At 45.3% G+C, this 23,368-nt stretch carries 23 protein-coding genes; 17 read left to right on the forward strand and 6 right to left on the reverse strand.

The window, feature by feature from the left end; genetic code table 11:
- Positions 1 to 44: 44 nt before the first annotated feature.
- The 3 genes from OU814_RS22605 to OU814_RS22615 all read left to right on the forward strand — a co-directional run bounded on the left by OU814_RS22605 (position 45) and on the right by OU814_RS22615 (position 3,301).
- A complete protein-coding gene (locus OU814_RS22605; protein WP_268242165.1) occupies positions 45 to 2,111 on the forward strand; it encodes an NAD(P)/FAD-dependent oxidoreductase in 2,067 nt (688 codons plus the stop codon).
- 75 nt (positions 2,112 to 2,186) lie between these two features.
- On the forward strand, positions 2,187 to 2,735 hold the full coding sequence (locus tag OU814_RS22610; RefSeq protein WP_268242166.1) for a restriction endonuclease: 549 nt from the start codon (positions 2,187 to 2,189) through the stop codon (positions 2,733 to 2,735).
- Positions 2,732 to 3,301 carry a hypothetical protein gene (locus OU814_RS22615; protein WP_017291353.1) on the forward strand — a complete coding sequence of 190 codons (570 nt, stop codon included), beginning with the start codon at positions 2,732 to 2,734 and terminating at the stop codon, positions 3,299 to 3,301. The genes OU814_RS22610 and OU814_RS22615 overlap by 4 nt, the downstream gene beginning before the upstream one ends.
- 63 nt (positions 3,302 to 3,364) lie before the next feature.
- Here OU814_RS22615 and OU814_RS22620 read toward each other — a convergent pair whose 3' ends face one another.
- Entirely contained in the window at positions 3,365 to 4,219 is an 855-nt protein-coding gene (locus OU814_RS22620) for a GNAT family N-acetyltransferase (RefSeq protein ID WP_268242167.1), read from the reverse strand.
- A 143-nt stretch (positions 4,220 to 4,362) separates the two neighbouring features.
- On the opposite strand from OU814_RS22620, the gene OU814_RS22625 reads away from it, so the two are divergent.
- Together OU814_RS22625 and OU814_RS22630 are read left to right on the forward strand one after the other, a co-directional pair.
- A complete protein-coding gene (locus tag OU814_RS22625) occupies positions 4,363 to 4,716 on the forward strand; it encodes a hypothetical protein (RefSeq protein WP_017291351.1) in 354 nt (117 codons plus the stop codon).
- Positions 4,717 to 4,778: 62 nt separating this feature from the next.
- On the forward strand, positions 4,779 to 6,380 hold the full coding sequence (locus tag OU814_RS22630; protein WP_017291350.1) for an ABC transporter substrate-binding protein: 1,602 nt from the start codon (positions 4,779 to 4,781) through the stop codon (positions 6,378 to 6,380).
- A 165-nt stretch (positions 6,381 to 6,545) separates the two neighbouring features.
- Here the strand turns inward: OU814_RS22630 and OU814_RS22635 are convergent, their stop codons facing one another.
- Both OU814_RS22635 and OU814_RS22640 read right to left on the reverse strand, forming a co-directional pair.
- A complete protein-coding gene (locus OU814_RS22635) occupies positions 6,546 to 7,529 on the reverse strand; it encodes an ABC transporter ATP-binding protein (protein ID WP_268242168.1) in 984 nt (327 codons plus the stop codon).
- A 138-nt stretch (positions 7,530 to 7,667) separates the two neighbouring features.
- Positions 7,668 to 8,087, reverse strand: a complete 420-nt coding sequence (locus OU814_RS22640; RefSeq protein ID WP_268242169.1) for a hypothetical protein — start codon at positions 8,085 to 8,087, stop codon at positions 7,668 to 7,670.
- Between OU814_RS22640 and OU814_RS22645 the strand changes: the two genes are divergently transcribed.
- Positions 8,086 to 8,745, forward strand: coding sequence for a class I SAM-dependent methyltransferase (locus OU814_RS22645; protein ID WP_268242170.1), 660 nt, complete (start codon positions 8,086 to 8,088; stop codon positions 8,743 to 8,745). The two genes, OU814_RS22640 and OU814_RS22645, sit on opposite strands and share 2 nt — an antisense overlap.
- Positions 8,746 to 8,754: 9 nt before the next feature.
- Here OU814_RS22645 and OU814_RS22650 read toward each other — a convergent pair whose 3' ends face one another.
- Entirely contained in the window at positions 8,755 to 9,459 is a 705-nt protein-coding gene (locus OU814_RS22650) for a hypothetical protein (protein ID WP_268242171.1), read from the reverse strand.
- 198 nt (positions 9,460 to 9,657) lie between these two features.
- Between OU814_RS22650 and cbiD the strand changes: the two genes are divergently transcribed.
- The 4 genes from cbiD to OU814_RS22670 all read left to right on the forward strand — a co-directional run bounded on the left by cbiD (position 9,658) and on the right by OU814_RS22670 (position 14,067).
- Positions 9,658 to 10,737: a cobalt-precorrin-5B (C(1))-methyltransferase CbiD gene (gene cbiD, locus OU814_RS22655; protein WP_017291345.1), complete on the forward strand. Its 1,080-nt coding sequence runs from the start codon at positions 9,658 to 9,660 to the stop codon at positions 10,735 to 10,737.
- A 102-nt stretch (positions 10,738 to 10,839) separates the two neighbouring features.
- Complete coding sequence (gene guaA / locus OU814_RS22660) at positions 10,840 to 12,465, forward strand: glutamine-hydrolyzing GMP synthase (protein WP_442786149.1); 1,626 nt, start codon at positions 10,840 to 10,842, stop codon at positions 12,463 to 12,465.
- 102 nt (positions 12,466 to 12,567) lie between these two features.
- Positions 12,568 to 13,464: an aspartoacylase gene (locus OU814_RS22665; RefSeq protein WP_268242172.1), complete on the forward strand. Its 897-nt coding sequence runs from the start codon at positions 12,568 to 12,570 to the stop codon at positions 13,462 to 13,464.
- A 108-nt stretch (positions 13,465 to 13,572) separates the two neighbouring features.
- On the forward strand, positions 13,573 to 14,067 hold the full coding sequence (locus tag OU814_RS22670) for a DUF3122 domain-containing protein (RefSeq protein WP_268242173.1): 495 nt from the start codon (positions 13,573 to 13,575) through the stop codon (positions 14,065 to 14,067).
- A gap of 87 nt (positions 14,068 to 14,154) precedes the next feature.
- On the opposite strand, the gene OU814_RS22675 is transcribed toward OU814_RS22670, so the two are convergent.
- On the reverse strand, positions 14,155 to 14,628 hold the full coding sequence (locus OU814_RS22675) for an NAD(P)H-quinone oxidoreductase subunit N (RefSeq protein ID WP_071596195.1): 474 nt from the start codon (positions 14,626 to 14,628) through the stop codon (positions 14,155 to 14,157).
- 261 nt (positions 14,629 to 14,889) lie between these two features.
- On the opposite strand from OU814_RS22675, the gene OU814_RS22680 reads away from it, so the two are divergent.
- From OU814_RS22680 to OU814_RS22690, 3 genes are all read left to right on the forward strand, one after another.
- The gene (locus OU814_RS22680) at positions 14,890 to 15,969 is read left to right on the forward strand and encodes an MFS transporter (RefSeq protein ID WP_144056297.1); all 1,080 of its coding nucleotides are present in this window, start codon (positions 14,890 to 14,892) and stop codon (positions 15,967 to 15,969) included.
- 204 nt (positions 15,970 to 16,173) lie between these two features.
- A complete protein-coding gene (locus tag OU814_RS22685; protein ID WP_017291340.1) occupies positions 16,174 to 16,953 on the forward strand; it encodes a YoaK family protein in 780 nt (259 codons plus the stop codon).
- Between the two features lie 18 nt (positions 16,954 to 16,971).
- Entirely contained in the window at positions 16,972 to 17,427 is a 456-nt protein-coding gene (locus tag OU814_RS22690; protein ID WP_017291339.1) for a hypothetical protein, read from the forward strand.
- Between the two features lie 75 nt (positions 17,428 to 17,502).
- Here the strand turns inward: OU814_RS22690 and OU814_RS22695 are convergent, their stop codons facing one another.
- Complete coding sequence (locus OU814_RS22695) at positions 17,503 to 18,177, reverse strand: hypothetical protein (RefSeq protein ID WP_017291338.1); 675 nt, start codon at positions 18,175 to 18,177, stop codon at positions 17,503 to 17,505.
- Between the two features lie 315 nt (positions 18,178 to 18,492).
- Here OU814_RS22695 and hppD point away from each other — a divergent pair, with 315 nt between their 5' ends.
- The 4 genes from hppD to OU814_RS22715 all read left to right on the forward strand — a co-directional run bounded on the left by hppD (position 18,493) and on the right by OU814_RS22715 (position 23,339).
- Positions 18,493 to 19,581: a 4-hydroxyphenylpyruvate dioxygenase gene (gene hppD / locus OU814_RS22700; RefSeq protein ID WP_268242174.1), complete on the forward strand. Its 1,089-nt coding sequence runs from the start codon at positions 18,493 to 18,495 to the stop codon at positions 19,579 to 19,581.
- Positions 19,582 to 19,642: 61 nt separating this feature from the next.
- Positions 19,643 to 20,263, forward strand: coding sequence for a hypothetical protein (locus OU814_RS22705; RefSeq protein ID WP_268242175.1), 621 nt, complete (start codon positions 19,643 to 19,645; stop codon positions 20,261 to 20,263).
- A complete protein-coding gene (locus tag OU814_RS22710; protein ID WP_268242176.1) occupies positions 20,263 to 21,924 on the forward strand; it encodes an asparagine synthetase B family protein in 1,662 nt (553 codons plus the stop codon). Before OU814_RS22705 ends, OU814_RS22710 begins: the two co-directional genes overlap by 1 nt.
- Positions 21,925 to 22,205: 281 nt before the next feature.
- Complete coding sequence (locus OU814_RS22715; protein WP_268242177.1) at positions 22,206 to 23,339, forward strand: SGNH/GDSL hydrolase family protein; 1,134 nt, start codon at positions 22,206 to 22,208, stop codon at positions 23,337 to 23,339.
- Positions 23,340 to 23,368 lie beyond the last annotated feature (29 nt).

The following is a 23,368-nucleotide window of genomic DNA, read 5'->3' on the forward strand; positions in this document are numbered from 1 at the left end:
TTGTCAACCGTCTTGCTGAATTGATCGGAGTTTAGATCTTACTCATGGAAGAAATCCTTTACCTAGAAGTCCCCACCCCCGATACGGCTGCGGTCATTTCATGGCTGCATGCTGACTATGCTCCTGAACAAGGCGAGAAAGTCCTCATGCCTGCGGGGATTCGGCTAGGTGAACTTTCGATATTTGTCTGGTCAGTTCAGCGATCGACCTATCTGAAAGTATTTCGCTGGGCAGATCGCGCTGGAGCAGGTGAAGCAAAAATTCTCCGAAAATTAGTGGCGAATTTGAGAGAAGAATTTCCGCCAGTCTATCCTGCTCCTCCAAACATTGATTTATCGCAGCAGTCGATTTTTGAAGCATTAGCGGCAGATTATCCGAAAACGGTTGAGTTTTTCAAGAAAATACCGAATGGCGAGTATGACTTAAATCGCGTGTACTGGTGGGAACAACGCTGGCGTGAAAGTGTCCAGACTCCTCAAACTCCGAAGCAAGTTGTTTTCCGCACGGATGATGGCAATATCACGCCAGCGAAGCCAGCTTATGACCTCATCTACATTGGAGGGGCGTTAGGCATTGTTCATGCGGCTGTGATGGCAAAATTGGGCTACCGGGTGCTACTGCTGGAGCGGATGCCGTTTGGACGGATGAATCGGGAATGGAATATTTCACGCAGTGAGTTTCAGAGTTTGATCGATTTGGGATTGTTTACAGTCGCCGAATTCGATCGAGTGATTGCGGCTGAGTATGTCGATGGCTTCCACAAGTTCTTTGATGCAAACAATCCACCGCAAGCTAAGGCGAAGATTCTGCATACGCCGACGGTTTTGAATATTGCGATCGATGCAGAAAGATTTCTCAAACTCTGCGGGGATAAGTTCCGCGAAGCAGGCGGCGAAATTTGGGATGAGACTGAGTTTGAACGAGCCGATATTAACCCAGATAAAGCGACGATTTACGCGAAACATTTGCCCACTGGAAGCGATCGTCAAGTCACAGGGCGGTTGCTCGTAGATGCAATGGGAACGGCTTCACCGATCGCGTGGCAACTCAATTCAGGTCGAGCCTTTGATAGTGTTTGCCCAACAGTTGGAGCGGTGATTTCTGAAGGATTTGAGCCGGAAGTCTGGGATGTGCAATATGGCGATGTGCTGAACAGTCACGGAGACATTTCTCGCGGACGGCAGTTAATCTGGGAGCTTTTTCCGGCTGAGGGCAAAGAACTTACTTTCTATCTGTTCCACTATCATCAAGTGCATCCTGAAAATCCAGGTTCTTTACTTGAGATGTACGAGGATTTCTTTACGATCCTGCCCGAGTATCGGCGTTGTGACATGGATAAGCTGGTCTGGAAGAAGGCAACGTTTGGCTACATTCCAGGACATTTCAGTATGAGCAGTCGCGATCGCACCATTGCATTCGATCGCTTAATTGCGATTGGCGATGCTGCTTCGTTGCAATCTCCGTTAGTGTTTACAGGCTTTGGGTCATTAGTACGGAATCTATCTCGTCTGACTCATTTACTAGATACAGCACTGAAGCATGATCTACTCGATCAGCGATCGCTGAATGCAATTCGGGCTTATCAAAGCAATGTCTCTGTGACCTGGATGTTCTCAAAAGGCATGATGGTGCCAACCGGTAAGATTTTGCCGCCGCAGCAAGTCAATTCGATGCTGAATACCTTCTTTGATGTCCTTGCTGATCAGCCGCCAGCGATCGCAGATGCATTTATCAAAGATCGGGTGACTTGGACAAGATTTAATCGCATGGCACTCGTTGCTGCTAAGAAAAATCCGCGTCTTTTACTCTGGATCTGGCAAATGGCAGGCGCAAAGGATCTGACCCGTTGGCTAGGGAATTACTTGAACTTTGCCGTCAGTGCGTTGATGAGTTGGATCTTTAGCGGTTGGTTTCCAAAGCTGCTTTATCAGATGCAACCTTGGTTAGAGCCTCGATTGCCTTCAGTATGGCTGTGGGGATTATCTCAGAGCTATGCACTGACTTATGGGCTAGGAAAACCACATTTGATGCCGAAGTTTCAGCTTACAAAGCCAAGAGCGAAGGTGGAAGTGCGATCGCGATTAGGTAGTCAGGAACCAGAAATCGGATAAGTCCGCGCGGGATCAGAACTCGAAGTTGTCAGAAAACTTCGAGTTCTGGTCAATCAGGGTTACAAAGAGAAAAAGATGCCAACAGCATTAGAATACGAACGCAGAATCACCTGCTACGACTGGGACGAACTCTTAATGCTATGGAACCAAATTCAGTTGGGTGATACTCCTGATTGGGAACGTGGGAAAGCAATGGAATACCTAGTACTCAGGGCATTTCATTTAGAAGGTGCAGAAGTTATCTATCCTTACAGTGTGGTCATTGAGGAAGAAGAATTAGAGCAAATTGATGGTGCAATTTATTCCAATGGGCTTGCTTGCTTAATCGAATGCAAAGACGTAGCAGAGCGTGTCAATATCGAGCCGCTGGCTAAAATGCGAAACCAGCTATTGCGCCGACCTGCATCAACGATCGGGATTTTGTTTAGCCGGAATGGATTTACGTATGCTGCAATTTCTCTTGCTCGGTACATTGCTCCTCAAACAATTTTGCTGTGGACTGGAGACGAGATTGAATATGCGCTACAGTCAAGACAAATGCAACAATCGTTGCTGAAAAAGTATCGATTTTGTGTGCAGCAAGGAATTCCAAACTATCGAATTCAAGCGGAGGAAGGGGGATGAATCGAGTTTATTTGATTACAGAACGTCCTTCTGATGCAGAGATTCTTAGAAAAGTGCTGCCAAAATCGGCACAAGAAGGAGTTCAGTTTGTTGAAAGCAAAAGCGATTATGATGCAGAATCTCGGGCAATGTCTCTGCTTGCCGAAAAGCGTCTACCTGTAGTCTTGGTTCTGAATTCGAGAACAAATGATGAGTCAGCAATTCAGCAAAGAAAAGCAGATTTAGGGTACTTGCTTCGGACTTATGCTGGCTCTGTGCCATTCAAATTAGCGATCGCTGTTCCAGAACTAGAAGTTATCTTTTTCCAAGATCGATCGCTTATCGAAACTCTCATTGGCAAAGCCTTGACTGATCTAGAGTGGAAATTTGCTCAGCGGCATCCTCAAGAGCTATTAGACACTCTAGCAGAAGACAAGACAGCCTTGTTAGCAGAAATCTTGAGACTCCTCTCTCCAGAGACACGTCAACTTTTACAACAGTATCCCTTGATTCATGAAATCACAACATTTTTGCTAGAAATTAGCATTCATCAGAAATCGATTGAAGAAAGCGCAGTTCCAGGTTGACACCAATGCATTAGAGCGTGTCATCAATTAGGCAAATCGTAGATGGGCGTTCAATCTGAGTGCTTATCCCAATTCCAGAGTCGTCGCACCAAAAATACGATCGACAGGCAAGGTTGGAACTTGTCCCCAATACATTCGCACACAAGTGAACATTGGTTCTAATGCATATCGTTGCTTTAAGATCGGCAAAGCAGGATGAACATCTGGAATATCGATAAACACAGGCTCTGTTCCCGCTTTAACGATCAAGGCTTGCAAAATAGCTTCTGCAATTTCTAGCGAATCTGCAAATAGCGGACAGACTTTAAATCCCTGCACACAACGGCGAATTACACCATAGCCAACTAATCGATTCTGTTCCACAACTCCATACGCTGCACTTTCTGGCATCTGAAGCCATGATTCTAGAAATTGCGAACGGGATGCCGGAAATAGTTCAGCGTCATATCGAAGAATCTCTGCTAATGGAAGTTGATTGAGAGGAATTACCCAGTCAGGATGCTGAGCTGAACCATCGGGTTGATGAAGATGTCGAACATGACGGTAAGCCGGAACGAATCCAGCCTGGCGATAAGTGGCTTCTCGAGCGAGCACTCCATCTAACCCAATACTGGCATCAGCATCGAGTCTTGATACAAATTGCTGCCATGCCGTCTGCCATAATTTCAAACCGTAGCCTTTCCCTCTCCATTCGGGTTGAACGATGTACAGCCCAATGAAACCAAACTTCTGGCTGTAGCGAACGACAGAGATACAGCCAATCGGTTGTTCATCGAGTTCTGCAAGTAAAAATCCATCGGGGTCAGCTTTGTAGAAAGGTTCTGCATCATAAAGTCCTGGATTCCAGCCTTCTTGGGCTGCCCAGTTTAAGGCAATTTGAACCTCTGCCAGGGTCATCGATCGAATCTTCAAAGTCATCGCCAACCTCTCAAAATTGATCCATCTATACCAATTAACAGTAAAGGTAGAGTTCTCCAAGCGGATCAGAACAATCGATAAATCCTACTTTACACAAAGATTCTTATGTTAAGATTTTCGCGTCTAATTGCGAGAATGAATGCATGTACGCGGATACCGAATTTGGTGGAACCACAGGTTTAATGGATGTCGAAGCTGTTCAGAAAACTCTGAATCGATCGCGAGCTTCGGTCTATCGCTATGCCAATACTGACCTTGAACAACTCAATCCTCCGTTCAATCCCAAGCGTCTTAATCCTGAACTGCGGCAATCTCCGAACGATCCATTGATGTTTCACTCAAATGAAGTCGCTCGATTTGCCAAAGAAGTTTTGAAAATCAAACAAGTGACGATCGAGATTCAAGAGCCTCAACCGAATCACACGCAAGAAGTTCTCGAAGCCATTCTCGTTGAACTCAAGAGTATTCATGAACTGCTCAAATCTCGATCGTCTTAGGCACTCAACTGTCAGACCACCTTTCCTGCTACACTCAAAAAACTCATTTTTGGCACTCGACAATGCTGAGAAAAATTGGGCGATCGCTCTTCTTAATCTGTCTTTGTTTCTCACTGGTGGTTGGTTGTACTCGATCGACATACGAACCTCCTGCAAATGCAGATGGACAAATTACGATTGGCTCAACTGCTAGTATTAACACGATCGATCCGGCTGATGCTTATACGAATTTTGCAGGCAGCTTGTTGTACAACTTAGGCGATCGACTTTACGGATATAAGCCTGGCACGAGCGAATTACAGCCTCAATTAGCAACAGCTTTGCCGAAAGTCAGTGCAGATCGATTGACCTATACGATTCCGATTCGTCAAGGCGTTGTGTTTCATGATGGCGAACCGTTTAATGCCAAAGCCATGGAATTTTCGCTGAAACGGTTTATCGAAAATGGCGGCAGTCCTTCGTTTTTACTAGCAGATGTGATTGATTCGATCGCGGCTAAAAGTGAAGGTGAGCTTGTGATTAAGCTGAAAAAACCCTTTGCAGCATTTCCTTCGCTACTCGCATTTTCAGGTGCTTGTGCTGTTTCTCCTAAAGCTTACGAGATTGGTCAAAATAAGTTCAATTCTGAAGTGTTTGTAGGAACAGGTGCTTACAAGCTCGTGAAGTATGGAACAGATTCGCTGAAGCTCGAAGCATTCGATCGCTATTGGGGAACTAAACCTGCGAATCCAGGGATTAATATTCAATTTTTCTCAAGCTCTGCGAATTTGTTTAATGCCTTTCGCACAGGCGCGATCGATGTTGCTTATCAAGGTCTAGCCCTCGATCAAATTCGGATGCTCAAAGATGGAGCGAAAAATGCGGCTTGGAAAATGCTGGAACAGTCTGGTAGTGGCATTGATTATTTAACGATTAATTTGAAATCTCCGCCCTTAGATCGCTTAGAAGTTCGTCAAGCGATCGCGGCAATGATGGATCGTCCGTTGCTAGAAAGTCGAGTTTTTCAGGGACAGATTGAACCGCTGTATAGTCTGCTTCCGAAAACCATGAAAGAGCAGAAGCCTGTGTTTCAGGAATTGGGCGATCGCAATGTCGAGAAAGCTAAATCATTACTTGCCAAAGCAGGCTACAGCGAATCGAATCCGCTGAAAGTACAACTCTGGTATCGATCGAATGTCTCAACTGATGGCATGGCAGCGATTACTCTCAAAGAGTCTGTACGTAAGAGCTTGGGCAATTTGATGCAGATTCAGCTAGACAGTGTGGAGTCTACTACGGCTTATCGAAACATTGATAAAGCTGCTTATCCGATGTTTCTGTTTGACTGGAATCCTGATTTTCTTGATGCTGATAACTACATTCAGCCGTTTATGGAGTGTACTAAGGCAACAGCAGATCAGCGATGTGAGAGTGGTTCAACCGTGTCTCAAGGGTCGTTTTACTTTAGCGATCGCGTCAATCAATTAATTGATCAAAGTCGCCAAGAGCTAGATCCAGTCAAGCGAAAAGGATTGTTTGAGCAGTTGCAGGCTGAATTGGTCAAGGATGTGCCGTTTATTCCATTGTGGCAAAACAAGGACGTTCTGTTTGTGCAGAACAACATTCAGAATGCTAGCTTGGAAGTAACGCAGAAGGTTCCGTTTGGACGAATGAAGAAAGCTTAGAACAATCAAGCGGTGGCTTTCTGCAAGAAAACGCCTGCTATGGAGAGCTATTTTTTGGCAAGCGCTTCTGTCTTTGCCTCTTCCCGATCGAGTTCTATGTCCTAAGCATCTCTAAGTCAATACAAGTTTCTAAGATTCAACTTGAGACAAACTGTAATCTGAGCCTCAAATCACTGCGCCTGCTTGGAATACTCGCCCAATGACTTCTTCGATCGGAGGATCACTCACTGCTAAATCAACCACTTGCAACTCGGCTAGGATTCTCGCGATCGCTTGTGTCAAGTCCTCTTGCTGCACTAAAAAGCGCACGGATTGTTTCTCAACCTCTTGCACATACCCATAAGCTGAAAGTTCCGACTCAGTGTACGTGCGATTAAATTCTACTTTGACCTCGCGACAGGGAGAGAAGCGATCGACTAAGCCATCCAAACTTCCGTCATAAATTAGCTGTCCCTGATGAATCATCAACACGCGCTCACACAAAGCAGTAATATCTGCCATGTAATGACTGGTTAGTAAAACGGTTGCTTTGTATTGAGCATTGTATTCTTTCAAAAACTCTCGAACAGAGACTTGTGCATTTACATCTAGTCCTAAAGTCGGCTCATCTAAAAATAAGACTTGGGGTTCGTGAAGTAAAGCTGCTAGCAACTCGCATTTCATGCGTTCACCTAGCGAGAGCTTTCGCACAGGTTGAGTCAGTTTGCCCTCCAGAGACAGCATTTCTGAAAGTTCGCCGATCCGAGCTTGTAAAGTACGATCGCTAATTCCATATACCGCAGCATTGATGCGCAAAGAATCAGCAGCAGGCAAATCCCAAATCAACTGCTGCTTTTGTCCCATGACTAGCGTAATTTTTTGCAAAAAGCTCGATCGACGCTCAAATGGCACATGTCCTGCAACGGTCACTTTGCCAGAAGACGGATGAATCAATCCGGTGAGCATTTTCAACGTCGTCGTTTTTCCTGCTCCGTTTGCCCCTAAAAATCCGACCACTTCGCCAGGTTCGATATGAAATGAAACATCCTGAACCGCTTTCACCTGGCGATAAGTGCGTTTGAAAAAATGGGTCACCGTTCCTTTGAACCCTGCCTCTTTCACAGCGACAGGATAGACTTTTGTTAAGCGATCGACGGTGATGCTAGACATAACAGCAGAGAAAAACACTAATTCTGTTTATTCTAAGACGGCTTGCCATGAATCGAATCTACTTTAGGGATTGTGACAAACAGGATTGCTCAATTCGCAAGAAGATCGATCGGTCAGCCCGATAAATTCGGCAAGAAACTATCCCTTACGTGCCCCAATCGGCTGTAAGTTCCAATCATCCTCGGTACGTTGTGCCAGTTGCCAGGTTTGCGTTTTGCCTTCGGTTTTCCGTTGGAGATAGAGGTCGAACGGATTGTCACTTTGGCTTTCTTGACGTTTCGGGAGTTTGAGCGTGAAATCATACACGCCTTTGACGTGGAAGCCGTCCGATCCTTGAATCTTTAGGGGCGATTGTTCGGTAATTTTGACCCGATCGATACTCACCTTCGGAGCGGCTGATAATTTCAATTCCTGGCTAATCTGTTGTTCGGTTTGATTCACCGAAATGGCGATCGCATTTTTCAACACATTGTCTGGAACCGAATATCGCCCACCGCACGCAACTAAGCCGATTGCTAGGACAATAGATAAGATAATTTGTAGTGATTTTCTCAACATGTTTAAGCAGGCATTTGGTGTAGACGAGTCTCTATACGCCTATATTCTCTCAAACTCGCTGCACGAATCGGACATTCTCGCCCAACTTCGTCACGAAACCAGCGAAATGCCGCAAGCCCGAATGCAGATTTCGCCGGATCAGGGTCAATTCATGGCGCTGTTGGTGCGATTGATGCAGGCAAAAAAAGCGATCGAAGTTGGAGTCTTTACCGGATACAGCTCGCTGTCTGTAGCAATGGCAATGCCAGAAGATGGAAAATTAATTGCCTGTGATGTGAGCGAGGAATATACCGCGATCGCTCGGAAATATTGGAACCTTGCAGGCGTAACAGACAAAATCGATCTGCGAATTTCTCCTGCGATCGACACACTCGATCAATTACTTCAAGACCAAGCTGGAACCTTCGATTTTGCGTTTATTGACGCGGATAAAGGAAACTATGCAAATTACTACGATCGTGTGATTCAATTGGTTCGCTCAGGTGGATTAATTTTGATTGATAACGTGTTGTGGTCAGGTCGAGTGGCAGATGCCAGCGATTCCGATAAGATTGTCAATACGATTCGCGCTTTCAATACAAAACTTGCTCAAGATGAGCAAGTTTTGATCACAATTTTACCGATCGCAGATGGATTAACGTTGGCGTTGAAAAAATGAGTTGTCTTTTTAGTTCGAGCGACTACTAGAAACTACAACTTTATCCGTTCTGACTGGGGAAAGACTGGGTTGTTTGAGCAGTGAGATACCATACCAACACAACAGGCTCATAACAATCATTTCACCCCCATCCTCTGCCAATTCAAATGCAAACCCCAGGGGAATTCCAGGTCGATTAATGACCTCAATCATGATATGCAGCGCATCAACTACGACACCAAAAAAAGCAAGACAGCCAAGTAATACGAAGAGACGTTTGCAGATCCAACGAAACTGTTGTGTGCCCAACCAATAGGAAACACCAATGAGCAACAGAAAAACTAGACCCGTACTAGCGGCAACAACTAACTCGCCCAAATCAATTGCTCTTAATCCCAAGACTGGCTGAAAATTTTGAGTCGTTGCAATCCACTCCCCAACTCTCTCATGGACAAGAAATGCATCATCGATCAGCAGATAACCGAATAGCAAGGAAAAAGACAGATATGACCATTCCGCCCGACTGCTCGCCAAAATTGCAAAGCTACAGAACAGCCAAAACTCCTTGACGTATTGAAACGTTTCCCCAAATCCGCGATCGGTAGTGATTGTCCAATAAGTAGAATTAATCTGAGGCGAAAGACGGAGAGCGAAATGCGCCAAGATGGATAAAAAATCAGTTAGCAGCAGTAGCAGGAGAATTTCAGCAGCGGGTTGAAATTTTAGTTTCTTCATGAAGTTTTCAGGCTTTAGGACTTGGGATTGAAGAATGGAGTGTCATAAATTACACTGATTGCTTTCCTAGAGATCAGAAGTAACACATAAAATTTAACCTCTTTTTATTCCAAAATTAATACTCGCTTAACCTAAAGAACGCATGTAACTTAAGACATACATCTGAACAGTTAGGAGTTAATTCTTAAGAGAATTTTTATGAAATCTGGTTATACACTTCCTGTTTTCGCTTGTGCTTCCGCGATCGCTGCTGTGCAACACTTAAAACATCAATCTGCAATTTCTGAAGTGGAAGTGGATCTAATTAATCCAGTTGCACAGGTGAAAATCCCGATCGAACAAGTCGCCAAATTAACACCCCATTCAGCACTAGCAATTACTCGCAGCGATCCCGGCGATAATCTCGACTTGACTCGCAACACCCCAATTTGGGCAATGGTCGAACTGACTCAAGGACAAGGGATTGAAATCATCGGCGGAGAAGGCATCGGACAAAAAGCCGACCAGCAAGCCGCAATTTACGCTTACGCTCAGCAATTAATCCAAACGAATCTCGAACGCCTTTTAGAACCGCATGAAGCGTTACGTATCACCTTGATTTTGCCCGAAGGTCGTCAACTTGCAAAACGCACATCCAACGAAGCATTTGGTGTTGTCGAAGGCTTATCGCTGCTCGGTACATCTGGCATTGCTCACCCTCTCAGCGCACCGGATCAGTTAGAACTGTTTCGAGCCGAGCTACAAGAAAAAGCGCGGCGATTCGACACCCTCGTTTTCTGCATTGGTGAAAATGGATTAGATTTGGCAGCCAAGATGGGAATTGAGCGAGATCGCACGCTCAAAACTGCCAATTGGATCGGCTCTCTCCTCGTCGAAGCGGGAATGCAGCGAGTCAAATCGATTCTGCTGTTTGGCTATCACGGGAAACTGATCAAACTTGCAGGTGGCATTTTCCACACGCATCATCATGTGGCAGATGCTCGGCAAGAAATCCTAACAGCACATGCGGCAAAAGTCGGTGTCTCAACTTCTGATCTACAATCAATCTTTACCAGTTCTACGGCTGAGGACGGATTGACATACTTGAGAACCTTGGGCAAAGAGATTGCGGTTTACGATTCGATCGCGGCTGCAATCGAAACTCGCGCTGAAGAATATATTTATACCCACAGCGAAGCAAGCGTTGAAATCGGCGTAATTTTGTTTGATCGATCGCGTCAAGTTTTAAGACAAAGTAGAAAAGCAGAGAAACTGCTTGAGTCGGTTCGAGAATTGTGATTAAAATAGCCAGAATATTCAAAACCCTTGCTTTTTTATTCCGCTTCAAAAGTTCGTTTAACCTCGTTTGACCTTCGTTCTCTCTCATCAGGACACACTCTCGTGACTCCACCTATTGAACCGTCTGTTTTGGATGCACCCGCATCTACTTCGCAAGGATTTGATGCACTCGAACGCCAGATGATTGTAATTCTCGATTTCGGATCGCAATACTCAGAACTAATTGCCCGTCGCATCCGCGAAACGCAAGTTTATTCTGAAGTGTTGTCTTATCGCACAACGGTTGAACAACTCCGCCAACTCAATCCGAAAGGCATTATTTTGTCGGGTGGCCCTAACTCGGTTTACGACCAAGGCGCACCTCAGTGCGATCCAGGGATTTGGGAGCTTGGCATTCCTGTTTTAGGGGTTTGTTACGGGATGCAGTTGATGGTGCAACAGCTTGGCGGTAGCGTTGAGCGCACCGATCGCGGTGAATATGGAAAGGCAAAGATTGAGATCGACGACCCCACCGATTTGCTGACGAATGTCGAAGATAACTCGATCATGTGGATGAGTCACGGAGATTCTGTGACCAAGTTGCCAGAAGGATTTGGCTTACTCGCACATACGACGAATACACCTTGCGCGGCGATCGCAGAACACGATCGCAATCTGTACGGCGTGCAGTTCCATCCCGAAGTCGTGCATTCGCAATTTGGACAAGCGCTGATTCGCAACTTCGTCTATCACATCTGTAAGTGTGAGCCGACTTGGACAACGGAAGCATTTGTTGAAGAATCGATTCGAGAAATTCGCGCCAAAATTGGCGATAAGCGGGTGCTGCTGGCTTTATCGGGTGGCGTTGATTCTTCGACGCTGGCATTTTTGCTGCATCGCGCGATCGGGGATCAACTGACTTGTATGTTCATCGATCAGGGCTTTATGCGGAAGTTAGAGCCAGAGCGTCTGGTGAAACTTTTCCATGAGCAGTTCCACATTGATGTTGCGTATGTGAATGCGCGGGAGCGATTTGTGAACGCGATCTCAGGCATCACCGATCCAGAGGAAAAACGCAAACGCATTGGACATGAATTCATCCGAGTGTTTGAAGAAGAATCGAAGCGATTGGGGCCGTTTGACTATCTGGCTCAAGGCACGTTGTACCCTGATGTGATCGAATCTGCGGACACTAATGTTGATCCTCAAACCGGAGAACGAGTCGCCGTTAAGATCAAGAGCCATCACAATGTAGGCGGACTGCCGAAAGATCTGCAATTCAAGCTGGTGGAACCGTTACGGAAGCTGTTTAAGGATGAAGTGCGGAAAGTTGGGCGCTCGATTGGTCTGCCTGAAGAAATCGTCAATCGTCAACCCTTCCCTGGTCCAGGTCTAGCGATCCGGATTTTGGGAGAAGTGACGAATGAGAAGTTAAATATCTTGCGCGATGCAGATTTGATTGTGCGGCAAGAGATCAATCGGGCTGGCATCTATCACGATGTTTGGCAAGCCTTTGCTGTGCTGCTTCCTGTCCGCAGTGTCGGTGTAATGGGAGATCAGCGCACTTATGCTTATCCGATCGTGCTGCGCTGTGTGAAGAGTGAAGATGGCATGACAGCAGATTGGGCACGCATTCCTTACGATTTGTTAGAAACGATTTCTAACCGAATTGTGAATGAAGTGAAGGGTGTGAATCGAGTTGTGTATGACATCACCTCGAAGCCGCCTGGAACCATCGAGTGGGAATAGTTTAGATTGCCCTGAGTCGCTCCGAAAGCCCCCGGTTTTACTGGGGGTTTTCCCATTGGTTCAGACCCCCAATTATTGCAGTCACACAGAGGGGGAATTGTTATGTCTAAGTTGATTCGACGAGTCGCAATTGTCGGCGGAACGCATGGAAATGAATGGACAGGCGTTTATCTCGTCAAAAAGTTTCAGCAATTTCCAGCATTGACGACTCGATCGAGCTTTGAAACCATCACACTCTTGGCAAATCCAAAAGCGATCGAACTAAATCGCCGCTATATCGATCAAGACTTGAATCGAAGCTTTGCCAGCGAGGATTTATTGAATCCCAAATTGATCAACTATGAGAATCAACGTGCGCGGGATATTGTCGCTCAACTTGGTTCTAGAGATCAGCCTCAAGTAGATGTGATTATCGATCTGCATAGCACCACGTCGAATATGGGGCTGACGATTCTTCCTTCGACTCCTGATCCCTTTAATCTGCGACTCTCTGCTTATTTGAGCCAGATTTATCCGGATGTGCGAGTGGCTTTAGGAATGAATTGTACGCAAGATGCGCCGTTATTGCGATCGCTCTCGCCCTTGGGCTTCACGATTGAAGTTGGAGCAGTAGCTCAGAGTGTTCTCAACGCTGATCTATTCCTCAAAACCGAGCAACTCATTTATGCCGTTTTGGATTACATCGAAGCTTTGAATCAAGGAAAACCACTGGATGTGCCGCCTCGTTTGACGTTGTATCAAGCGATCGAAACCATCGATTATCCCAGAGACGCGATCGGGAATCTGCAAGCTTTCATTCATCCTGATCGCCAGTTCAAAGACTATGAACCGTTACAGCCTGATGAGCCGATCTTTCTGACTTTTGCGGGAGAATCGATTTGTTATCAAGGCAATTCTACAGTTTTTCCAATCTTTATTAACGAAGCTGCTTACTACGAAAAACAGATTGCGATGATTTTGACTGAAAAGCGCGAGATTGAGCTAGATAAAGAATATTAAAAAACGCTTAATTGATGTGTTTCTCAGTGTTTTTTCGAGCGTAATTTTAATGACAGACTAAAGTCTTAAATTATAAAATTCAAATTGTGGAAAACCGGTGAATAAGCTGTGGAAAATCTGTTTCGCTTGTGGAAAACTTGCGTTTTAGTCGGAGTAATTTGGCTTTTTGTCTCGACTTCTGCATTTGCTTCGGTTCATACTTATTCGGATCAAAATAGCGTATTGTATCGATCGCTATCAAGATTACAAGATGACTCAAATCGAGCCTGGCAAGTGGTTTTTTATAAACGATTTCCGCTTGGACAGCCCAATTCAGTTCATTTAAGATTAGTGGGATTTCCTGGAGCGGTGACGATCGATCATCCGCGATCGTTAGAACTTGAAGCCAATCGATCGCTCTTGAGCATTGAGGATGTGACCTCAAAAGATTTCCCGATCGCTCATGTGGGCGAATATGATTTCAAACCTATCTTGAACCAGTTAGATACTGACACAAAACTCACTTTGATTCTGCCCTTGAAATCTGGAGAAGCGCGGTTAAAGGTTCCCCAAGACACGGCATTGGAATGGTGGCGAGTGGCAAGTTGGCAGCCGGAGCAGTAGAGGAGATTAACGACTCCTATAGATCAGTAAAGGAGCGATCGAATTTTTGTCGATCGCTCCTTCAAACTCAAAGAAAAATTCTCAGACTTACGCCGCAATCACTTGAGTCAGCGGTGACCAGCGGAAATATCGCTCTCCACCGACTTCAATCACAACCTTCACTCGCGGCTCAATCTTCGGCAAGTTCGCTAAATACTCAAGCTCTTGATTCGACAGAATATGTCCCTCAATAATCCAAAGCAATAATCCCTTCGACTTCGGCGGCAAGTGAGCAATTTGACTCGTCACGATCGGCGGAACGAAATAGGTATATCCAACCGCTGCACCCGATCCGGTGCTCTTTTTGCCCAAATGCGGAGGACGAACGCCATGAACTCCTGTCAGATAAGCCGCCACATCCCCTAAACCTCTTGCCGTAATGCTGAGCGACTTGTAACCTGCTGACCGAATTCGACGGCGATAGCGTCCTTCAAATCCGCCTTCGAGGGGAACATAGGCAGCGATCGCGCCGTGGGTTTCAAGATCTTTAATTAGCTGTCCGCCTGTGGTGAGAAGTGCCATGCCGCTCGAACCTTCCTAAATTTAACGGTAAACATTTCAGAGATGCTCAGCATCCCTACTTATTCTAAAGGGTTATCTTCTTCTAAACCTTCAAGAATCTCTATTCCATTCATAATTTTCTCCATCGATTGAACTCAATGGGTCTTTCTCAAGATGGGTGAAAACTAATATGAAAAAGATTATTTGTATACAGTATGCGATTTTACAAACTGAGTGCCTTAGTATACTTCATACTTCAGTGGTGCAATTTATCCTAACCTTATGAAACACTCTGCCCTATGGTTAATGACGATCGCCTGTACGATCTCGATTGGCAGTCTTTACTATAACCAGCCAATGCTGGGATTAATTAGCACGCATTTCCAGGTGTCAATTACGGATGTGAGTGCTGTCCCAACCCTGACCCAGATTGGATATGCGATCGGGATGCTCTTCTTTGTCCCCTTAGGGGATCGGCTGGATCGGCGGAAATTGATTGTTTGGCTGAGTGGATGCAATGCGATCGCGCTGCTGTGTGCCGCGCTGTCTCCTGGATTTTATTGGTTAATTGCTGCAAGCTTCATGATTGGACTCACAGCGGTCGTGCCTCAATTATTGATTCCTTTTGCGGCTCAGTTGGCAGATTCGGAGCAGAGAGGACGAATTGTGGGAACTGTGATGAGCGGCTTGCTCGTTGGGATTGTATTAGGGCGAGTTGCAGGTGGGTTTTTCGGAGGAGAATTCGGCTGGCAGTCCACATTTTTGATTGCGGCAGGATTGATGGTGGGATTAGGCATCGTCTTGGTCAAGCAATTGCCGAGCACGTTGCCTGCTAAAACTGAGATTTCTTATTTGGAATTATTGCGATCGCTGCCTGTTTTATTCGCAGAGCATTCAACCTTGAGAAAGCGATCGATTGCGGGAGCAATGTTCTTTGCAGCCTATAGTGGCTTTTGGGCAATCCTGCCCTTCTTATTGGAACGTCCGCCGTTTGAATTTCAAAGTGAGATGATTGGGCTGTTTGGATTAGTTGGGATCATGAGCGCAGGAGCTTCTCCCCTGTTAGGAAAGATGACCGATCGCACCAATCCAAGAGTGATGCTGAGAATTGCGATCGGGCTATTCCTCGGCGCACTTCTCGTTTTATTTCAGTTTCACAGTACGCTTTGGGGATTGATTGTCGGCGCAATCCTACTGGATCTCGGAACACAAACAGGTCAGATTTCTAACAAGGCAAAAATTTATAGCTTACCGATTGAAGTTCATAACCGTCTCACGACAGTTTATATGGTGATCTTCTTTACAGGTGGTGCGATCGGCTCGTGGTTGTGTGCCTATGGATGGAAGTTTTCGGATTATTAATTTAATTGGGGTTTAGAGCAATTTTGTAGTTCAACATACAATTTTGATCCGGCTAGATTGATAAACCTAGAATCTGCCCTAGCTTTGATATACGGTATACGCGATTCATCCGTTTGGACAGTACAAGGATTCAATACGGAGCAAATTACTGTATGTGCAGATGGGTGAACCGTAAGCTCAACGCCCTGAAAAACCCGAAAAACCATGACAATTACTGCACCTGAGAAAGAGCGATTTAGCCTAAGTGCGTTTCTAATTCGTGATGCTCCTGCTCGATTTTTGCTCAGTTGGGTTGCAGGATTTGTCGATACGGCGGCTTTTATTGTGCTGTTCGGTATTTTCACAGCTCATGTGACAGGAAATATTGCACTCGCCGGTTCAGCCTTTGCCAGTTCTGATCCTCAGACGACCTTACTCCGGCTCTCCATGCTTCCCGTTTTTATGCTATCGGTGGCTTTTACGTCACTGTTAGCAAATTTTGCTCGAAAGATCGGATGGGCAGTGTTGCCTGTGTTGTTGAGTGCAGAAGCGATCGCACTGGGGATCTTTATGGTCGTCGGATTGCAGTTCTCAGCGACCTTGCTTGTCGATGTGCAGGATGAGTTGATTTTCCCGATCGCAGTTACGGGCGTTATGGCAATGGGAATTCAGAATGCGCTGATGAAGGAAGCGGCTGCTTCATTTACGGGCTATTTTCCGACCACGGTGATGACCGGAAACTTTACACAGTTCACGATCGATTTAGTTCACTACATCAGTGCGAAGTTTGTCAAACAGACCGAGGAAACAAAGTCAGAAGCAGCAGAAGCAATGAGAAAGTTAAAACTGACTTTGCCCTTGCTGACTGGCTTCTTTTTGGGTGGGACAGGAGCCGCTTACTTTGTGCCTTCGGCTGAATTTTGGTGTTTATCAATGCCATTGTTTGCAGTCAGCCTGCTAGCAGTTGCTGCTTACATTCAGGCAGGAGTAACAAAGACTGTTTAAGAGATTAGGAAATCAACCATGCAACGGACATTGATTACAATTTTTGCTTGTGTGATGTGCTTATTGGCAGGTCTGAGTTTTGCGAATTTAGTGCAGGCGGCTCCGATGCTTGTTGCTGATGTGACTTCGGCAAGCGATCCATTTACTGCGTTGAAGGCAAAGATTGTTCCAGAGCTTGAGAAGATTTTGACTCCGGATCAGAAGACTCAGTTTGAAGATGCGATCGCGAATGGCGTGACTTTGAAGAAAGCGTTTAAGTCGATTACGCTGACTCCTGCACAGAAAAGCAAAGTTGGAGCGATGCTGAAATCGGTTCCTAAAGATTATTTTGCATCGCTGTCTCCGGCTCAGAAACGGGAGCTTTTTATGCAAAAAAAAGACTTCTATATGGAAAAAGGCAAGGAGAAGGCAGCAGAAGCAATAGAAATCGCCAAGGACGTGATAGAGAAGGTTAAGGATGCTGTAGCAAACTAGCAAGATTCTAAACGTCGGACAAGCCGAACTCAACTAAATCGCAAAATGCTTCATGCTTTAGAGCAAGTGGTGGTTTCAAACATGATTGAAAATCATCACCATCAAGCCAAGAGTCAGAAGCACGATCGCGCTTCCAAGCCAATCTGTCTTGGGATTGCTCAATCGAAATGCAGGCTGTAACCAAAATCGTAATGCGTTACTAATTTGAGGCATCACAATCCAGGTGAGTAAGGATGACACTACGAAATTACTGATTAGAGTCACGAAAGCGGGCGACCAAGACTGCAAAAAACCAAGTGTCGGAAGAATTTTGGTTTGGATCATGACCAGTGGATAGAGTCCCAAAACTACTGACATGACTTGTTTCCAGGGAGGAGTCCCTAAACTGGAGCGCTCTTGTCCTGCCGCAGATGAAAACCATCCTTCTAACCCTGTCGTGAAAGATTTGAACTTGTAGTTATCAAAGATATTGTGTCCAGACTCAACGAGTGTGGCGCGATCGCGAGAATTCAGCCAATCATTCAAATGATCAGGCGTATCAAAATGCACGATCGAGTACCACTTCATCACACCGTCTACGCACTGCAATGGTAGACAAGAATCTGTTCTGATATAGCCTGGAAATCGCTTTGCAGAGCACATCAGAGTATTATGCCACTTGCGAAACATGGCGCGATTTTGATTTGGAACAATATACTCTAGAACAACGGTGGAGTAGAAGACGCGATCGTTAATTTCAGGATTCAACATTACTAAAAGTTTTAACTAGAACTTCATCGATAACACATTTCTGTGATTCATTAAATCAACATCAAGAGACATATCACTCCTGTCACTTAGGTTACAGAATGTGGAATTGAGCAGGAATTCAAGCAATCTTTTTGCACGAAACTTCTGCCTGGGACACAATCCCCCTCAAGGTATATTTATTGCCAAGATTTTACGCATAGCCTAGTAAAGCGCTAATTTAAGAACAAATCTATATTTCTTCCTAGAAAAACCAGAGTGAATCATTTCACAGTGATATGAATTTTCTGAGTTCAATTTCTATACTTTAGGCTTTGCATGAGCGACGCTTTTTCGATTCTGACCTTCGATCATTTAGAACTTTATGTCGGGAACGCAAAGCAAGCAGCGATGTTCTACGATCGCGGTTTTGGCTTCTCGACGATCGCATATCGAGGACTTGATACCGGGGAACGCCATGTTGCGTCTTATGTCATGCAGCAGGGCGAAATTCGCTTAGTCTTAACTTCTGCACTCAACCCAGATCACCCAATCGCTTCAAGAGCGGCGAAGCATGGAGATCATGTAGCAGTGATTGCTTTGGGTGTTAGAGATGTCGATCGTGCATTTCAAGTCAGTACCTCCCGAGGCGCATTAGAAGCGGTTGCACCGAATGAGGAGCAAGACGAAGCGGGAAAGTATCGTTACGCAATGATTTATGGCTATGGCAATACTTTAATCAAGTTTGTGCAACGCGATCGCTATCAAGGTGTTTTCGCGCCAGGATTTGTCCCCCGCTCGATTCCGTCTCGCGCCAATGCCGGATTGATTCAAATCGATCACGTCGTTGGCAATGTTGAAAAAGGACAAATGAACCACTGGGTGGAGTTTTTTCAGAAGACGTTGGGATTAGAATTACTCGTTAAATTTGACGATCGAGCAATCTCGACCGAATATTCTGCGCTTACGTCATCGGTGATGCAAAGTTCAACAGGAAGGGTCAAACTTCCGATTAATGAACCCGCGATCGGCAAAGGCAAATCTCAGATTCAAGAATTCCTGGAATACAACTACGGTGCGGGTGTACAGCATGTTGCTTGTCTGACTCATAACATTGTTGAAACCGTCACCAAATTGAAACATTCAGGAATCGAATTTCTCAGTGTGCCGAGTTCTTACTATGCAGATTTAGAAGCGCGAGTTGGCAAAATTGATCAATCAATCGAGCAACTTGCTCAACTGGGGATTTTAGTCGATCGCGATCGCGAAGGATATTTGCTGCAAATCTTTACTCAACCTGTACAAGATCGCCCAACTTTATTTTTTGAAATTATTGAACGACACGGATCGCAGGGATTTGGAGAAGGAAACTTTAAATCTTTGTTTGAAGCAATAGAGCGAGAGCAGCTAATCAGAGGAAATCTTTAAGGCTGAGCGTATGACAGGATCGCGTATGCTATGACAGATTCATTGCGAGACTGTTTTGAATATGGATACCCGCCTTACGCAAGCTCAACTTTCTCAAGTCATAGCTGAAATCGATCGCTTATCTCAACTTCGCGACAACGAACTCGATCGTGAGCAAGTCAAACAGATTTTACAAGAGTTAAATTTGCCCGATGATTTACTCGATGACGCGATCGTGCAATTGCGCCGACGAGAAGCCCTAGCTCAGCAAAACCAGCGCCATAAAATTGTCATTTCAACCGTTGCAATTATGATTGTTGGCTTGATTGCGACCTTTGCTGTCGTTCAGCAGAAACAGCACAATAAGATTGCTCGCATTGCTGCGATTCAAGACATTGTGACCTTAAAAGATTCAACCAATTCAGTCACCCAGTTCGATCGCAAAACAGACGCACAAGTTTTCTACCGAGTCACGTTGAAAAATTCTCCGATCAACGATCGCTTAGCTGTCAGTTGTGATTGGTTAGATTCAACAGGTGAGAGAATTCATCAGAGTCGTTTCCAGACTCAAGAAATTACGAAATCGCCCTGGACAACGTTTTGCTTTGCTCCTTTATCGCCGCAATCAAAGCCTGGAAATTGGACAGTGAAAATGTCGATCGCAGAACGTCCTATTAGTGAACGAACATTTGTGGTGAAGTAATGTTGGGATACTGGGGCTATGGTGATCAGCCCAAATTGATACAGAAACTTTCTGAACTTAGCCGCGCCAAGATAAAAACTCAATCCTGCAATCAAGAATGGGGATTTGCAACGACTCAAACTCGTCTTAGTGCTTGTGGAAGAAGCAATGTTAATGATGTTTGGCTGAATGCAACTGAAACGTCCTTAGAACTGGGTCGAGACGCATTTGGGCGAGTTCCGCTTTACTGGATCAAAATTGAATCGGTCATCTGGTTCTCAACTCAGTTAGCCCCCCTGCTCAAACTTAATCAACCGACAGTCAGCCATGCTGCACTGTATGCTTATACTTGCTTTTCTTATGTTCCAACGCCGCTAAGCCCGATCGCAGAAATCACTTCTATCTCTGCTGGCACGACGCTGACTTGGACAAAAGATTTTACTTACACCATTTCTGAGACTGAAGATTGGCGCGAATCCAGCGCAATGATTTACGATGAAACCGAAGCCGTAAGACAGCTTCAAGAACTCTTGAAAACAGCGATCGCACATCAAATTGAAGATTTACCTGATGAGCCTGTCGGTGTATTTCTATCCGGTGGGATTGATTCCTCGATCGTGGCTGCTTTACTAGTTCAATCTGGGGTTAAAGTTCGAGCTTATGCTCTTGATTTTGGCGTAGAAGATTCAGAACTACCTTACGCGCAGCAAGTTGCAGACTATCTCAACATTCCATTGACTCTAGTTCCAGCCCAAGCGAAACAGATTATTCAAGCTATTCCTGAAACGGCTAGAGCTTTAGATGCACCGTATGGAGATGGTGTTACAGCTCCACTATTGTTGCTCAATCAAGCTGCATCTCAAGATGTTCGCGTTGTATTCAACGGGGAACACGGCGATCAGTTATTTGCAGGCTGGACGAATAAGCCTTTAATTGCGAATCAAGTATACGACTCAGAAAATTTCACGTTATCAAAACAGTATCTCAATACATTTGGCAGATTGCACGGTTGCGAATCTCAAATCTTTTCTAATTCTGTTTACCAAAGTATTCGCGAACTTGATCTCCAAACTTATCTCGGTGATGCTTTGAATCCTGAAAAATGTGGTTCTCTTCTGGCTCAATTAAGGCGTGCATCGCTGATGTTAAAAGGCGCACAGAATATTCAACCGCGTGCGACTGCCTTGGCACTTTCACAAGGATTGCAAGTACGATCGCTATTTTGTGATCCCGACCTAACTCGCTGGACATTCAAAATTCCTGGCGAACTGATGTTACAAGGAGCTTGCGAAAAGTACATTCTCAAACGTGCGGTTGAATCTTGGTTGCCCTCAGAGGTCGTTTGGCGAGAGAAACGAGGTATGCGAGTGCCGTTGCGTCCTTGGTACTATGGCGAGTTTTGGCGTGAGATTGGTAAATGGTTGAATCCGGGCGTGCTGCGTGCTGAAGGGCGATGGCAGCCCCAGATTGCAGAACAGATGATGTCAGGACAGATGGGAGCGAATTTACGCGATCGCTATTTAGGCAACAATCTTTGGCTTCTGATCATGTGGCAAGCTTGGCGAATTGAAGTCTTGGGAGAATCAGTTGGGGCATCTTCTTGGGATCATCCATTTTGGCTGCCACCGCAAGTCTGGCAGAGAGTCAGAAAAGTTCGGCAAGTTTTTGAGAGGTCGTTCTAGCGTTGCGGAGACTTAGCAGTAGCTCCGCTAGAAATCGCTCATTCTTTTGTGAACATCACTTCAAAACTGGCGACTCGTCTTTAAAGAGACGATAAAGTTAGTTAGATACAGTAATTACACTGAAATTAGTAATGTAAGCTCTCTGTATTCTTAAGTGAAATTAGGGATATAACAAGCGCTGTTAGATGCCGATCTCGCTCCTAAGTCGCAATTAACACGATTCCTGGCTGTGTCTCATCCGGGCGCAGTGGTTGTTTTAAAACTTGGTTTAATCATGCATCATGAGAAATTTTACGTCAGGACGGTCGAGCGCCCCACGACCGCTTCTAGAGACAACTAACCCCATACAAGAAGATCGTTACTCCTCTCAGAGAGCGATTCTTTACGTCCTGTTAAAGTCCACGATCGCGATCGTGTTATCACTTTTTGCTTGGGAAATCATTGTCCGAAATACAATCGAGCAGTCCCCAGGAACCACAAAACATTCAATCCTAGGAAGAATTTATAACCCTGGTGACAGAATCGAATCGGGTGAAGGCTTCAGCCGCACCAGAATGAACAGCTTAGGAATGCGCAACGACGAGATTCTGCCCAAAGCTCAAGGCGAATTTAGAGTTTTGTCGATCGGGGATTCGTTTACGAGTGCAGAACAAGTCGAAGATGCCAAAACCTACAGTGCGCGAATTGGATCGACTTTCAAGCAGCAGAATTCGCCTGTCACGGTTATCAATGGAGGTAGAACCGGGGCGACACCTGCCTACTATTTGCACTTAGCAGATTTCTACAAGACTCAATTGCAGCCTGACGCTGTGATAGTTCAAATTAACGATTCTGATTTTACTGAAGAAGGCTTAGATTCTACAAAAGAGTTCTACATTCGTGCTCAAGGCAACACATTTCAAGCTATCCACAATCAGGATTTTGCCAGTGATGATCGCTTATCTCAACTCTTTCAGCAAAAGTTTCCGCAGCTGAGCTTTATGTTGCAAATTTCGACACTACGAGTCGGCGGAAAGAACCTTCAAGCGATGCTGAAAAAACAGGCGAAACCGACTGAAGCAGCACCGACAAAATCGCAGGGCAATTACGATCGTCTGATTGAATGGACAGTTGTGAATTTGAAAGCGAAGTACCCGAACTTGGTAATTCTGCATATTCCCTATGTCACTTTCAACAATCCAAATGAGCCACCTAATCCGGCTGAAGCAGCTTTGATCGAAATCGCAGAAAAGCACAAGGTTCCGATCGTGGCAATGCGGCGCGATTTTGTGAACTATCATCAAACGTTCCATCAACCGACCAGCGGGTTTAACAATTCTGTTCCTGGCACAGGTCATATCAATGAAATTGGGCATGAACTGATTGCACAACGGCTCGTTCCCCTGCTCGAAGCAATGCGCAAAAAGACAAATTAGTCACTCATGATGTCTGAGGCTGCTGAACC

The sequence above is a fragment of the Leptolyngbya sp. GGD genome (genome assembly GCF_026735145.1).
Taxonomy (GTDB): Bacteria; Cyanobacteriota; Cyanobacteriia; order Leptolyngbyales; family Leptolyngbyaceae; genus Leptolyngbya; species Leptolyngbya boryana.

What these genes read in the sequence shown, in the direction of transcription:
- OU814_RS22665 (WP_268242172.1), top strand. Translation starts at nt 12,568, where the DNA reads ATGTCTAAGTTGATTCGACGAGTCGCAATTGTCGGCGGAACGCATGGA.
- OU814_RS22625 (WP_017291351.1), top strand. Translation starts at nt 4,363, where the DNA reads ATGTACGCGGATACCGAATTTGGTGGAACCACAGGTTTAATGGATGTC.
- OU814_RS22610 (WP_268242166.1), top strand. Translation starts at nt 2,187, where the DNA reads ATGCCAACAGCATTAGAATACGAACGCAGAATCACCTGCTACGACTGG.
- OU814_RS22685 (WP_017291340.1), top strand. Translation starts at nt 16,174, where the DNA reads ATGACAATTACTGCACCTGAGAAAGAGCGATTTAGCCTAAGTGCGTTT.
- OU814_RS22710 (WP_268242176.1), top strand. Translation starts at nt 20,263, where the DNA reads ATGTTGGGATACTGGGGCTATGGTGATCAGCCCAAATTGATACAGAAA.
- OU814_RS22615 (WP_017291353.1), top strand. Translation starts at nt 2,732, where the DNA reads ATGAATCGAGTTTATTTGATTACAGAACGTCCTTCTGATGCAGAGATT.
- OU814_RS22645 (WP_268242170.1), top strand. Translation starts at nt 8,086, where the DNA reads ATGTTTAAGCAGGCATTTGGTGTAGACGAGTCTCTATACGCCTATATT.
- OU814_RS22675 (WP_071596195.1), bottom strand. Translation starts at nt 14,628, where the DNA reads ATGGCACTTCTCACCACAGGCGGACAGCTAATTAAAGATCTTGAAACC.
- OU814_RS22690 (WP_017291339.1), top strand. Translation starts at nt 16,972, where the DNA reads ATGCAACGGACATTGATTACAATTTTTGCTTGTGTGATGTGCTTATTG.
- OU814_RS22705 (WP_268242175.1), top strand. Translation starts at nt 19,643, where the DNA reads ATGGATACCCGCCTTACGCAAGCTCAACTTTCTCAAGTCATAGCTGAA.
- cbiD (WP_017291345.1), top strand. Translation starts at nt 9,658, where the DNA reads ATGAAATCTGGTTATACACTTCCTGTTTTCGCTTGTGCTTCCGCGATC.
- OU814_RS22640 (WP_268242169.1), bottom strand. Translation starts at nt 8,087, where the DNA reads ATGTTGAGAAAATCACTACAAATTATCTTATCTATTGTCCTAGCAATC.
- OU814_RS22715 (WP_268242177.1), top strand. Translation starts at nt 22,206, where the DNA reads ATGAGAAATTTTACGTCAGGACGGTCGAGCGCCCCACGACCGCTTCTA.
- OU814_RS22680 (WP_144056297.1), top strand. Translation starts at nt 14,890, where the DNA reads ATGAAACACTCTGCCCTATGGTTAATGACGATCGCCTGTACGATCTCG.
- hppD (WP_268242174.1), top strand. Translation starts at nt 18,493, where the DNA reads ATGAGCGACGCTTTTTCGATTCTGACCTTCGATCATTTAGAACTTTAT.
- OU814_RS22635 (WP_268242168.1), bottom strand. Translation starts at nt 7,529, where the DNA reads ATGTCTAGCATCACCGTCGATCGCTTAACAAAAGTCTATCCTGTCGCT.
- OU814_RS22650 (WP_268242171.1), bottom strand. Translation starts at nt 9,459, where the DNA reads ATGAAGAAACTAAAATTTCAACCCGCTGCTGAAATTCTCCTGCTACTG.
- OU814_RS22605 (WP_268242165.1), top strand. Translation starts at nt 45, where the DNA reads ATGGAAGAAATCCTTTACCTAGAAGTCCCCACCCCCGATACGGCTGCG.
- OU814_RS22630 (WP_017291350.1), top strand. Translation starts at nt 4,779, where the DNA reads ATGCTGAGAAAAATTGGGCGATCGCTCTTCTTAATCTGTCTTTGTTTC.
- OU814_RS22620 (WP_268242167.1), bottom strand. Translation starts at nt 4,219, where the DNA reads ATGACTTTGAAGATTCGATCGATGACCCTGGCAGAGGTTCAAATTGCC.
- OU814_RS22695 (WP_017291338.1), bottom strand. Translation starts at nt 18,177, where the DNA reads ATGTTGAATCCTGAAATTAACGATCGCGTCTTCTACTCCACCGTTGTT.